We start from the raw sequence: 12,408 nt of genomic DNA, 5'->3' as shown, positions 1-12,408 counted from the left end.
CCGACCTGCAATCCTGCCGAACCCTGCAATTGGCAAGGCGCGGCGGCATTGTTAGGCTGACCCTATCAAACGTTGAGGGTGATCGCATGCGCCTCGTGCTTCAGCTTGTCGCCCGTCTGCTTCTCATCGTCGCGCTCTGCCTTGGCGCGGCGACCGTGTGGGCCACGTTCGACGCCTATCGCAGTGTCGACCGGGCGACTGCCGCCTCTGCGCAGCGGGTCGCGCATGCGCTTCAGGCGCTGTACTGGCAGGAACTCTTGTTGCGCAGCAGCAGAGCGCGCGAGCATCTGTTGCCGGTTCCGGACTGGCGCACCCTCGATATGATGAAGCTGATCTCCCCCGGCGTCTGCGTCGAGTTCCAGCCGGCCGCGGCATTCGAAAAGCCCCTCTGCGGCCAGAGCCAGGGCATCGGCAAGACGCCGCCGCGCTGGTTCGCCTCGATCGTGCCGACCTTCCTCGGCAGCCACGCCGAGGTCGTACGCCCCGTCAGTCCGCGCGCCGCGGCGGCCGGCGCCGTCGTCGCGACACCGGACGCAGCGGCCGCGATCTCGCTCGCCTGGGAGTACATCCTCAACGTGATCGACGTCGCGCTTCTGATGGCGGTGGCGATCGCGCTGCTGGCCTCGATTGCGATTGCGCATGCGCTGGCGCCGGCGCGCACCATCGTCACTGCGCTGCAGCGCATGGCGCGCGGCCACTATCGCACGAAGCTGCCGCGCTTCCGTTCGATGGAGCTTGCGATGATCGGCGGCGCCGTCAGCCAGCTCGGCGGCCGGCTGGAAGAAGCGACCGAGCAGCGCGCGGCGCTGACGCGGCGCCTGATCGAGATCCGCGACGACGAGCGCCGCGCGCTCGCCCGCGAGCTGCACGACGAGTTCGGGCAGAATCTCTCGGCCATCCTCGCTTTCGCCAACACCATCGAGACGGCGAGTGCGAAGGAAGGCAAGGATGAGGGCAAGGATATCGGCATCGCGCAGGATGCGCGCATGATCTCGCAGGCCACCCATCATCTCATGGCCTCGCTGCGCGATGCGCTCAAGCGCCTGCGCAATCCCTTGCCCGAGGAGCTCGGGCTCGAGGCCAGCCTCGTCAATCTCGTCGACAGCTGGCGTTCACACAGCACCGCGCGGCCGACGATCCAGCTCGATCTCAGGGGCGACCTCACCGACATCAGCGGCGCGGCGGCCACCACGGCCTATCGCGTCGCTCAGGAATGTCTGACCAACGCGCTGCGCCACAGCTCGGCACGCGAGATTTCCCTGTGCGTCGAGCGGCGCGTGGGCGAGGACGATGCGCTTCTGATCCGCGTCGAGGATGACGGCGGCGGTGATGCGGCGCGCGTCGCGCAGTCAGCCGGCTTCGGTCTCACCGGCATTCGCGAACGCGTGGCCGCCGCCGGCGGATCGCTGTCGATCCTGCCCGCCAGAGGCGGTCTGAGCGTCGCCGCCACCATCCCGCTCGCCGCATGAGGCCTCGATGAGCGAGGTTGCAACGACAGGCATCTCCGTGCTGCTGGTGGACGATCATCCGATCGTGCGGCAAGGCTACCGGCGCGTGCTGGAAAGCCAGGGGAACCTTCACGTCGTGGCGGAAGCCAACAACGCCGCGGATGCCTACGCCGCCTTCAAGGCGCACGATCCCGACGTTGTCCTGCTGGATATCTCGATGCCCGGCGCGAGCGGGCTGGAGGCGATCCGCAACATCCGGGCGTGGTCCCCGCGGGCGCGGATTCTCGTCTTCACCATGCACAACGAGGCCGTGTTGGTGAAAGCCGCCTTCGGCGCCGGCGCCTCTGGCTTCGTCACCAAGAGCAGCGAACCGTCCGCGGTCGTCGCCGCGATCCGCAGCATCGCTCGCGGCGACCGTGCCATGAGCGACGACATCGCGCATATCCTGGCCGAGGACAGCCTGTCGCCGACCGGTTCAGCGCTGGATCAGCTGGGCGAACGCGAGATTGAAATCCTGCGCCAGTTCGCGGGCGGCGCCACCACCGAGCAGATCGCGGCGCATCTCAATCTCAGTGTGAAGACGGTGCAGAACTATCACTACATGATCAAGACCAAGACAGGTGCGCGCACGGACGCACAACTGGTGCGGCTGGCGGCGAGCTGCGGACTGACGAAGATTTAGGAGAAGCTAAGGAAGTCTAGGCCTTCAACCCGCGCAGCAGCAGCGCCAAGGTCGCGTCCATACGCGTCTGCAGATCCGCGTCCTTCCACTCTTCGGCGTGGCCCGGATGATGGAATCGGCTGGTGGTGTCGAAGATCGTGCGCGCGGTCAATTTGACGTCGTCTACGGCGAATACGCCCTGTTTCACGCCATCGGCCAGGATCGCCGCGATCTGGTCGATCAGGGTGTCCTTGTGGCACTTCACGGCAGCGCAGGCTTCCCGCGCCAGCGTCAGATAGGTGTCGAACATCTCGGGGTCGTCGAGCACGCGCGAACGCTTGGCGGCGAACAGCGTACGAAGCCAGCGGTCGAGCCGCACCGGCGCGGGGCCATGCTCCTCGGCGATCGCCAGCAACGGCGCGTCGATGCGGTCCAGCCAGCGTTTGGCAACGGCCTCGCGCAGCGAGGCCTTGCTCGGGAAGTGACGATAGACGCTGCCGTGGCTCACATCGAGCGCACGGGCAACATCGACCACGGTGGCCTTGGCAAGCCCATAACGCCGCAGCACGTCCTCGGTGACTTCGAGAATCCGCTCCGGCGTCAAGATAACGGCTTCATTCATGCCAGCACCATGTTCCCGCTGAGGGCTCAGTTACCCGGCGATGGGTGCTTTCCGAAGCGCCCGTGCCGGCCGTTCGGAAAGCTCTCGCCTTAATGAGGCAGTTTTGCAGCCTGCGCCGCGATCTGGCGCGCCACCAGCAAATTGAGCCAATGCCCAATCGTGCCGGTGAGATTGATGATTTCGGTCGTCATTGTCTTAAATCTCCATTCGTCCGCGGTACCCACCCCAAAATTACGCCTCGGATCCGTCGTCGTTACGAACCCTCGGCTCCCCGGGAGGGATGACCACGGGACGCCCAATCGGAGCGTCCGGGAATGGATATACACGTCTCGCTGACAGATTTCAATATCTGTCAGTCAATGATCCGTGATTGACAGTTAATATTTGTGGTGAGCCCATCCTCCCCCCGGCCGTCCAGGCTGGCCGGGCCGGTGGAAAGCTCGGCGATCCTCCTCTCTGCGGCCCCAGACCGTTTGTTTCGCCCTGCCCGCTCTGCTAAATCACGGCGTAAAAAGCATTTTGGCAGGTCACAGCCCCCTTGGGCCGCCCGCCCACCTATCTGGAGTCGTCCAATGATCCCCCGCTATACCCGCCCGGAAATGGCCTCGATCTGGGAGCCGCAGACCCGGTTCAAGATCTGGTTCGAGATCGAGGCGCATGCGGCGGATGCCCTGGCCGAGCTCGGGACGATCCCCAAGGAAGCCGCCAGGACGGTCTGGGCCAAAGCGAAGAACGCCACCTTCGACGTTGCCCGCATCGACGAGATCGAGCGCGAGACCAAGCACGACGTCATCGCCTTCCTGACCCACCTCGCCGAGATCGTCGGCCCCGAGGCGCGCTTCGTGCACCAGGGCATGACTTCCTCCGACGTGCTCGACACCTGCCTCAACGTCCAGCTCACCCGCGCCGCCGACCTGTTGCTCGCCGACCTCGACAAGGTGCTGGCCGCTCTGAAGAAGCGCGCCTTCGAGCACAAGATGACGCCGACCATCGGCCGGTCCCACGGCATCCACGCCGAGCCCGTCACCTTCGGCCTGAAGCTCGCTTATGCCTATGCCGAATTCTCGCGCGCCAAGGAGCGCCTGATCGCGGCGCGCAAGGAAGTGGCGACCTGCGCCATTTCCGGCGCCGTCGGCACCTTTGCGCAGATCGATCCGCGCGTCGAAGAGCACGTCGCCAAGGCGATGGGCCTCGTGCCCGAGCCGATCTCGACGCAGGTGATTCCGCGCGACCGTCACGCCATGTATTTCTCGACGCTGGGCGTGATCGCCTCGTCGGTCGAGCGCATCGCGGTGGAGATCCGCCACATGCAGCGCACCGAGGTGCTGGAGGCCGAAGAGTTCTTCTCGGAGGGCCAGAAGGGCTCGTCCGCGATGCCGCACAAGCGCAACCCGGTGTTGTCGGAGAACCTCACCGGCCTCTCCCGCATGGTCCGCGCCTATGTGACGCCGGCGCTGGAAAACGTCGTGCTCTGGCACGAGCGCGACATCTCGCACTCCTCCGCCGAGCGCATGATGGGCCCGGACGCGACCGTGACGCTCGACTTCGCGCTGGTGCGCCTTGCCGGCCTGATCGACAAGCTGCTGGTGTACCCCGCCAACATGCAGAAGAACCTCGACCGCCTCGGCGGCCTCGTGCATTCGCAGCGGGTATTGCTGGCGCTGACCCAGAAGGGCGCAAGCCGCGAGGACGCCTACAAGCTGGTGCAGCGCAACGCCATGCCGGTCTGGCGCGGCGAAGGCGACTTCCTGCTTCTGCTGAAGAAGGACGCCGAGGTGAAGAAATATCTCACCGACGCCGAGATCGAGGAGCAGTTCGACCTCGGCTATCACCTCAAGCACGTCGACACGATCTTCAAGCGCGTGTTCGGGGAAGCGTAGGGTCGTAGGGTGGGTTAGCCGAAGGCGTAACCAACCACTTCTTTCTCCGTTGAAGCCAACGCGGTGGGTTACGCTACGCTAACCCACCCTACGAACGACAACAAAGACGGACCACCCCATGCCCATCGTCAACCGCGTTGCCGCCCTCTCCGACGAAATGGCCGCCTGGCGCCATGACTTCCACGAGAACCCGGAGCTGCTGTACGAAGTCCACCGCACCGCCGGCATCGTCGCCGACAAGCTGCGCGAGTTCGGCTGCGACGAGGTGGTGACGGGCATCGGCCGCACCGGCGTCGTCGGCGTGATCCGCGGCCGCAAATCGGCATCGGGCAAGACCATCGGCCTGCGCGCCGACATGGATGCGCTGCCGATCATGGAGACCTCGGGCGTCGCCTACGCCTCCAAGGTCCCCGGCAAGATGCACGCCTGCGGCCATGACGGCCACACCGCGATGTTGCTGGGCGCGGCAAAATATCTCGCAGAGACGCGCAATTTCGACGGCACCGCGATCATGATCTTCCAGCCGGCCGAGGAAGGCGGCGGCGGCGGCAAGGCCATGGTCGAGGACGGGCTGATGACGCGCTGGAACATCCAGGAGGTCTACGGCATGCACAACATGCCCGGCCTGCCCGAAGGCCATTTCGCCACCACGTCCGGCCCGCTCCTCGCCTCCTCGGACAACATCCAGATCACGGTTCGCGGCAAGGGCGGCCACGCCGGCGCCACCCCGCACCAGGCGATCGACAGCGTGCTGATCGGCTCGCAGATCGTGGGCGCGCTACAATCGATTGTCGCCCGCAACGTCGACCCGTTGAAGTCCGCCGTCATCTCGATCACGCAATTCCACGCCGGCACCGCCTTCAACATCATCCCCGAAACCGCCGAGCTCGGCGGCACCGTGCGCACGCTCGATCCTGAAGTGCGCGATCTCGTCGAACGCCGCATCACCGAGGTCGCCGACAGCGTCGCCCGTGCCTATGGCGGATCGGCCGAGACGAAATACACGCGGATGTATCCGGTGACGATGAACCATCCGCGCGAGGCCGGGGTCGCTGCCGATGTTGCCCGCGACATCGTTGGCACCGAACGGGTCAACGACCGCATCATCCCGATGATGGGGGCGGAGGATTTCTCGTTCATGCTGGAGGCCCGCCCCGGCGCAATGGTGCTTGTCGGCATGGGCGACAGTCCCGCATGTCACCACCCGGCCTACGTCTTCAACGACAACATCCTCGGCCACGGCGCCTCGTTCTGGGTGCGCCTGATCGAGACGGCGATGCCGGCGGGGTAGCACTGCAAGGTAAGTAGCCGAAGGCGAGACCGACCCTACGCGCTTGGTGATGCTGCCAGCGAGTGTGTTCTCGAACCAGCCGCGCATTCCGAGGACTGCACGACCTCGCGCCCCACCGCGACTACGACGCAATTTCGGGGGCCGGCCTTGATATCAGTTGCACACCTCTCCGGTGATCTTGAGGCTGCCGTTTGCATTGGGGACCGACCCGAGCCGGCAACCCTTTGCGACCGGCCTGCATCCGCCGTTGTTGCAGATGATCTGCCCGCTCGCTTGGGGAGCCGGCGCTGCCGCGTCGCCCCGCTTGCGGTCCTCGTCGCGCCGCCGCGAATCCTCTCGCGTTGCAACCGGCTTCTTCTCCTGGATCTTCTCGCACTCATTGTCGTCGCCGACACGGTAGCCGGGCCGGCACGCGATCTTCACGCATTGATCGCCGTCGGCCTTGAAGCCGAAATTGCACACCAGCGGGCAGACGCGTCCCGGTTTCGCCTTCAGCGCATCGAGAGCATCGACGCTGGCGAGCTTCGCGTCAAACTGAGTGCCGGCATATTTGTTGAACAGTGTCAGCGAGCGCTGTGACGCGGCGCTCCAGTCACCGTCGGCAGCGGTGGACAGGCAGCCGACGCGGCGCAGTTCGCTCTGCACGGATTTCGTCAGGTCAGCCGCGGACAAGGTGGATGTCGGCGCAGGTGAGAGGGCAGCGACTTTCTGATCTGCTTCAGGGATCTGCCGATCGGCTGTCGGCTTTGCAGCTTGCTCCACCTTCTCGGCAGCCTGCCTGGCGGCGAGCTCGGCCTTGGCCTTCTCGGCGGCCTGCTTCTCCGCCAACGCTTTCGCAGCCGCCGCCTCGGCCACCTTGCGCTGCTGTTCGGCCGCCTCGGTCCTAGCCTGCTCGATCTGCTTCTGCTTCTCCGCCGCGATCCGCGCCTCTTCGGCGGCCTTGGCCGCCGCAGTCGCCTTGTCCTGCTCGGCCTTCTGCGCGCGCTCGGCGACGAGCCTCGCCTTTTCCTGTTCGGCCGCCTTCGCCTTTTGCTCGGCCGACGCGCGCGTTTCCTCGGCGGCGATCTTGTTCAACTGGCCCTTGGCGAGGTTGGCATAGAAGCCGTCGGGATATTGCGCGAGGAACGCCTCCCAGCCATCGCGCGTGGCGAGTTGCAGCGCGAGCTCATAATCCCGACGAATGGCATCTTGCGGGTTGGCTTGCGGTCCTGTCACCGCGGGCCTGGCCGCAACCAGGGGCACGTCGTCGCCACCGAGCGAGCCGTAGACGAACGGCTCCTGCTTGTAGCCGGTCCGTTTGAGCACGTCGTCGCGCACGAAGCCGAACGCCTTGCGCAAATCGAGGCCCGGCTTGGGCAAATGCTCGGCGATCGCCGTGGCGAACGGGCTGTTGCGGGTGTCGCCGTCGGACGCGGTCGAACCCGCCTTCGCCGCGAAGGCAATCATTGTGTTGGGGCTGGTCGGCTCGACCTTGGCGAGCCCGCGACCGATCGCGCGCGAGGCCAGCGTGCGCTTCATCGTCTTGGCGAACGGGTTGTCGCGGCAGGCGTCGAGAATGATAAGGCGGAGCTGTTTGGCAGGCTCGACCGCGAATTGCACGCGCTCGACCGGAATGGTCTCGTCGAGAACGTCGCCATCGCTCTCGAGTGCTGCGTCGGTCGGAATGAGATAGTTGTTTCCGTCGAGCTCGATACCGTGGCCGGCATAATACACCACCGCCACATCTGCATCGCGCGTCCGGCCGGCAAATTCCCGCAATGCGCGCCGCATGTCGCTGGCATTGAGATCCAGCCTGACGTCGACGGAGTCGAAGCCGGCCAACTTGAACATGCCACCGACCAGGGTGGCGTCGTTGACGGGATTGCCGAGCTTGGGGGCGCTCTTGTAGGCGGAGTTGCCGATCACCAGCGCCACGCGCTTCTCGGCCTGCGCCGGTGCGCAGGAAAGGCCAATCGCAAACATCAATAGGGCAAATAGCCGAAGCGGAATCACATGTGTCCCCGCGAATGCAATTCCATGAGTTTATGCAAAAGCTTACCCGATGCCAATTTTTCCCTATGTGACAATCCTCACACAAATGCGCTCCGGGACGTGGCGAAAGGTCACGCCACGCTTGCGCGCCAAGGTCTACCCCTGCACCACCTCGTGCCGCATCACGAACGGGTCGAGCAGCGTGTGCACCTCGCCCGCGACGACGTCGCGCTGGTCCGCCGGCAGGCCCGCGAGCGTCACGGTGGCGATCGAGCCGTGGCTGCCGTGGGCGCCGACCCTGACCTTGCAGTCGATGCCGCGCTCGATGATGGGCGTCAGTACCTTGGTGAAGACGCGCTGGGCTGCGTCCCAGCGCAGCTGCGGCTTGAACACCTTGCCGACACCGGTCACCGGCATCGGATCGATCGGAATGACCTGCACCGGAACAGCGGCCCGCTCGGGCGTGCGCTCGCGCACCCACGTCTCGAGTTCACCCGGCTCGACCTTGGCGCCGGGCTTCAGCTGCACGTAGCCCACGGGCAGTTCGCCGGCATAGGCATCGGGCTGGCCGACGACCGCGGCAAATCCGACCGCCGGGTGCTGGAACATGATCTCCTCGATCGGCGCCGGATCGATGTTGTGGCCGCCGCGGATCACGAGATCCTTGGCGCGGCCGGTGATCCAGAGATAGCCGTCGGCATCGAGCCGGCCGAGGTCGCCGGAATTGACCCAGATCTCGTCGACGAAGGCGCCCTTGTTGTGCTCGTCGTTGAGATAGCCGCCGAACACGCCGGGCCCCGCCATGATCACGACGCCGATCTCGTCGGATGCGCAGTCGCGGATCAGGCGGCCATCGGCATCGAGCTGCACGATGCGCACGCGCGCGTAAGGCATCGGTAGCCCGACCGAGCCGAGCCTGATCGGCCGAGACGGATAGGCCAGCGTGTGCACGCTCGACGTCTCGGTCATGCCGTAGACCTCGACCACCGGCAGCTTGAGCTTCTCCTGGATCGCCGAGCCCACGGCCACGGGGATCGCCGAGCCGCCGCCGGCTGCATATTTCAGGCTGGAGATGTCGGCGTGACCCGGCGGCACCGCGAGCGTCGCGGCCAGCACCGTCGGCACGCTCGACAGCGCTTCGGGCTTATAGCGCTCGACCAGCCCCCAGATGTTCTTGACCGCATTGGGATTGCGCCAGCCGCTCGGCGACAGCACGACCAGCGAGCCGCCGCTCGATAGCGTCAGCAGCACCTGCGTCAGCGATCCCCCGACGTGAAACAGCGGCATGCCGAACAGCATGTTGGCGCCCGGCTTCGACTTCAGCAGCAGATTGAGCGCCCAGGCCTGGTAGACCTGATTGGCGTGGGTGTGCCGCACCAGCTTCGGCGTGCCGGTGGTGCCGCCGGTGTGGAAATAGGCGGCGATGTCGCCGCCCGCAATCTTGCGTCCGCTGACCAGCCGGTCGGACGGCTGCTGCTTGATCAAATCGTTGAAGGCAAAGACGCCCTGCGCCGGATCGCCGCCGCCGAACACCTGCACGATCGCCTTGAGGTGTTTCAACTGCGGGCGGATCTGCTCGACCTTCTGCCAGATGTCGGTGCCGGGCATCGGCCCGAGCGCCACCAGAACTTTCGTGTTCGCCGCTTCCAGGATCTCGGCGATCTGATGCGGCTCGAGCAGCGGATTGACGGGATTGGCAATGCCCGCGGCTTCCGCGCCGAACAGCGTCACGAAGGCGTCGGGCACCAGCGGCAGCATGAAGCTGACGACGTCGCCCTTCTCCACGCCGAGGGCGTGAAACATGTTGGCGGCCTGCGTCACGCGCGCGATGAAGTCGCGGTAGGTGACCACGACGGGCGTATCGGCCGGATCGGCATTCTGCAGGAACTGGATCGCCGCGCCGTCGGGGTTGCGCTCGGCACCGAGCCGGATGGCATCATAGGTGCTCTCGGCCGCGACGCGTTTCGCGTAAGGGACCTGCTCGAAGGCCCGGACTTCTTCGTCCGTCAAAAGCTCCGGATAGTCGTTGCCGATAAGGCGATCGAGCGCGTGGATGCCCGCCATGGAATTCCGTCCTCCCTCAGATGCATTTCCCCGCCCCCTGTCTTTTGACATTTTGGTGTGGCGAGGCCTCGACCGATGGGCTGGTCAAGCCGGAGCACAATGATGGATGATTTGGCGTTCGTCCATGGCTGGCCGTGCACGAATCGAGAGGCGGCACGCGAGCACCGTCACTCTCGCGAGGCCTTCATCCGCCCGATCAGCAGATCGGCCACCAGCCTGCCCGACGGCGACATGTTGCGGCCGGCAAGCTGAACCAGCGTCACCTGCGTTGCTTCCAGCCGCTTGTCGCGCAGGGGGACGGCAACCAGCCGGCCCGCCTCGATCGAAGGCATTGCGGTATCACGCGGCAGGAACGTCGCCAGATCCGTGCGCGCAGCCAGCGTCTGGGCAAAGGCCAGCGAGTTCGTCTCATTGCAGATTTCGAGCCGCACCTTGGCATTGGCGCAGGCACGATCGATCTCCTGCCGGATGCCGAAGGATGGATCAGGCACCACGACGCGCAGGCCGGCCAGCTCCTTGACCGAGCAGCTGTCGCGATAGGCCAGCGAATGTTTCGGCGACACGATCAGGCACAGCGACTGGCGCATGCGCGCAAGCTCGATCAGTTCGCGGCGCGGCGCCCGTCCGAACACCAGCCCGAGATCGACCTCATTGCGGCTCACCATCTCGGCCACCGCGCGCGAGCCGACTACGGTCATCGAGGTCGAAATGCCCGGATAGTTGGCGGACAGATCGATCACGAAATTGGACAGGAAGTTCGTCACCATGCCCTCGACGGCCGCGAACTTGACCTGGCCGCGACGCATCGTCTCGAATTCCTGCACCTTGACCCGGATGCCGTCGAGCTGGTGGCGGTTCTCGACTGCGTAGCGATAGAGCAACCGGCCCGCATCGGTCAGCATCATGCCGCGCGCCCCGCGTTCGAACAGCTTGACCGACAACTCCTCCTCGAGCGCCTGGACCTGCCGGCTGATGGCGCTCGGCGCGATCCGGAGCGCAGTCGCGGCCTGCTTGATCGAGCCGCTTTCGGTCACTTCGCGAAAATATCGGATGGCGGCGGACTCGATCACGGGCTGGCCTTCCCTCATGAAACCAGCCAGCCGGCGCTGCCCAACAGGACGGCAGGCGGCTGGCTAGCGTTCTAATTATTCGATCCAAGATCTCTAATTTCAATGCTTTTATTCGAATGGTGGATTTGCCATGCTCGAGTGCAGAGAGACCGCCATGGAGAATTCCTCAGATGAATCAGTCGTGGGTTGCTCGCCGCGTTCGTCGATCCGTTCCGTTGAGCGCCGCGGTGCTGGCGCTCGGAGCGCAATTGTCCGCCGCCTCCGCCGAGGACATCATCCGCTTCGGCGCGCCGCTGCCGATCACCGGCGCGCTGGCGCCCGAGGCAGTCAAGCAGCAGCAGGGCTACGATCTCTGGGCCGAGCAGGCCAACAAGGCCGGCGGCATTTCGGTCGGCGGCAAGAAGTACAAGGTGCAGATCGTCTACACCGACTATCAGTCGAACACGCCGCGCGCGGTGCAGGCCACCGAGCAGATGATCAGCCAGGACAACGTCAACTTCATGTTCGGCGCCTTCGGTTCGGGCGCGGCGAAGGCGGCCAGCACCGTGTCCGAGAAGTACAAGGTGCCGACGCTCGCCGCGACCGCCTCGTCATCGCAGGTCTACGACCAGGGTTACAAATATCTGTTCGGGACCTTCACGCCGAATGACACGCTCACCACGCCGCTGACCAAGATCATCAAGACCAAGGTCCCCGATGTGAAGAAGGTCGCTATCCTCGCCCGCAACGACCTGTTTCCGCTCGCGATCGCGCAGGAGATGGAGAAGTCGGCGAAGGCGGAAGGCTACGAGGTCGTCTATTCCGAGAAATATTCCATCGGCACGCTCGATCACTCCGCCGCCCTGTCGCAGATCAAGTCGCTGGCGCCGCAATGGATCTTCGTCACCGGCTACACCAACGACCTGCTGCTCGTGCGCAAGCAGATGGTCGACCAGCAGATGAAGGCGCCCGTCGTCACGATGATCGCAGGCCCCGCCTACCAGGAATTCATCGACGCACTGGGACCTGCGGCCGAAAACGTTTCCAGCGCCGCCTGGTGGCACCCCGCTGAGCAATATAACGGCAAGGACATCTTCGGCACGACCGCGAATTTCGTGAAGCTGTTCAAGGACAAGTACAACAGCGAGCCCGATTACGGCCAGGCTTCCGCTGCGCTCTGCGGCGCGCTGTTCCAGATCGCGATCGAAAAGGCCGGCTCGCTCGACCGCGACAAGGTCCGCGACGAGCTCGCCAAGCTCGACGTCGTCACCTTCTTCGGTCCCGTGAAGTTCGGCGCCAACGGCCAGATCAACTCGCTCGATCCGCCGGTCTTCCAGATCCAGGGAGGCAAGCCCGTGGTGCTGTTTCCGCAGGCGATCCAGCAGGGCGATCTGAAAATCGGCGTGAACTGAGCCGGCCCGC

The 12,408-nt window shown here is 65.2% G+C and carries 9 protein-coding genes; 5 read left to right on the top strand and 4 right to left on the bottom strand.

The features are described from left to right. The first annotated feature begins 86 nt into the window (after window positions 1-86). Both F8237_RS27845 and F8237_RS27840 read left to right on the top strand, forming a co-directional pair. Window positions 87-1,469: a sensor histidine kinase gene (locus tag F8237_RS27845; RefSeq protein WP_151649405.1), complete on the top strand. Its 1,383-nt coding sequence runs from the start codon at window positions 87-89 to the stop codon at window positions 1,467-1,469. Window positions 1,470-1,476: 7 nt separating this feature from the next. Then, the gene (locus tag F8237_RS27840) at window positions 1,477-2,130 is read left to right on the top strand and encodes a response regulator (RefSeq protein ID WP_151649404.1); all 654 of its coding nucleotides are present in this window, start codon (window positions 1,477-1,479) and stop codon (window positions 2,128-2,130) included. A 16-nt stretch (window positions 2,131-2,146) separates the two neighbouring features. Here F8237_RS27840 and F8237_RS27835 read toward each other — a convergent pair whose 3' ends face one another. Continuing rightward, window positions 2,147-2,731: a TetR/AcrR family transcriptional regulator gene (locus tag F8237_RS27835; protein WP_162006248.1), complete on the bottom strand. Its 585-nt coding sequence runs from the start codon at window positions 2,729-2,731 to the stop codon at window positions 2,147-2,149. 572 nt (window positions 2,732-3,303) lie between these two features. Here F8237_RS27835 and purB point away from each other — a divergent pair. Then, window positions 3,304-4,611: an adenylosuccinate lyase gene (gene purB, locus F8237_RS27830; RefSeq protein ID WP_151649402.1), complete on the top strand. Its 1,308-nt coding sequence runs from the start codon at window positions 3,304-3,306 to the stop codon at window positions 4,609-4,611. Window positions 4,612-4,729: 118 nt separating this feature from the next. Beyond that, window positions 4,730-5,902, top strand: coding sequence for a M20 aminoacylase family protein (locus F8237_RS27825; RefSeq protein WP_151649401.1), 1,173 nt, complete (start codon window positions 4,730-4,732; stop codon window positions 5,900-5,902). Window positions 5,903-6,055: 153 nt separating this feature from the next. On the opposite strand, the gene F8237_RS27820 is transcribed toward F8237_RS27825, so the two are convergent. The 3 genes from F8237_RS27820 to F8237_RS27810 form a co-directional block, all read right to left on the bottom strand. After that, window positions 6,056-7,864, bottom strand: a complete 1,809-nt coding sequence (locus F8237_RS27820; RefSeq protein ID WP_151649400.1) for a caspase family protein — start codon at window positions 7,862-7,864, stop codon at window positions 6,056-6,058. A 165-nt stretch (window positions 7,865-8,029) separates the two neighbouring features. Beyond that, on the bottom strand, window positions 8,030-9,937 hold the full coding sequence (locus F8237_RS27815; RefSeq protein ID WP_151649399.1) for an acyl-CoA synthetase: 1,908 nt from the start codon (window positions 9,935-9,937) through the stop codon (window positions 8,030-8,032). A 167-nt stretch (window positions 9,938-10,104) separates the two neighbouring features. Then, window positions 10,105-11,007 carry a LysR family transcriptional regulator gene (locus F8237_RS27810; RefSeq protein ID WP_015685091.1) on the bottom strand — a complete coding sequence of 301 codons (903 nt, stop codon included), beginning with the start codon at window positions 11,005-11,007 and terminating at the stop codon, window positions 10,105-10,107. Between the two features lie 170 nt (window positions 11,008-11,177). Between F8237_RS27810 and F8237_RS27805 the strand changes: the two genes are divergently transcribed. Continuing rightward, window positions 11,178-12,398 (top strand): amino acid ABC transporter substrate-binding protein, encoded by a 1,221-nt coding sequence (locus tag F8237_RS27805; RefSeq protein ID WP_151649398.1) that lies wholly within the window; start codon window positions 11,178-11,180, stop codon window positions 12,396-12,398. The last annotated feature ends 10 nt before the right edge of the window (window positions 12,399-12,408 follow it).

It is taken from the genome of Bradyrhizobium betae (assembly GCF_008932115.1).
In the GTDB taxonomy this organism is placed as follows: Bacteria; Pseudomonadota; Alphaproteobacteria; order Rhizobiales; family Xanthobacteraceae; genus Bradyrhizobium; species Bradyrhizobium betae.
The sequence above is the reverse complement of the archived record's forward strand: the minus strand, read 5'-3'. Positions and strand labels throughout refer to the sequence as shown.

Bases quoted from the DNA above. Each gene is read 5' to 3' on its own strand.
- F8237_RS27845 (WP_151649405.1), top strand. From the start codon at position 87: ATGCGCCTCGTGCTTCAGCTTGTCGCCCGTCTGCTTCTCATCGTCGCG.
- F8237_RS27825 (WP_151649401.1), top strand. From the start codon at position 4,730: ATGCCCATCGTCAACCGCGTTGCCGCCCTCTCCGACGAAATGGCCGCC.
- F8237_RS27835 (WP_162006248.1), bottom strand. From the start codon at position 2,731: ATGAATGAAGCCGTTATCTTGACGCCGGAGCGGATTCTCGAAGTCACC.
- F8237_RS27840 (WP_151649404.1), top strand. From the start codon at position 1,477: ATGAGCGAGGTTGCAACGACAGGCATCTCCGTGCTGCTGGTGGACGAT.
- purB (WP_151649402.1), top strand. From the start codon at position 3,304: ATGATCCCCCGCTATACCCGCCCGGAAATGGCCTCGATCTGGGAGCCG.
- F8237_RS27815 (WP_151649399.1), bottom strand. From the start codon at position 9,937: ATGGCGGGCATCCACGCGCTCGATCGCCTTATCGGCAACGACTATCCG.
- F8237_RS27805 (WP_151649398.1), top strand. From the start codon at position 11,178: ATGAATCAGTCGTGGGTTGCTCGCCGCGTTCGTCGATCCGTTCCGTTG.
- F8237_RS27820 (WP_151649400.1), bottom strand. From the start codon at position 7,864: ATGTTTGCGATTGGCCTTTCCTGCGCACCGGCGCAGGCCGAGAAGCGC.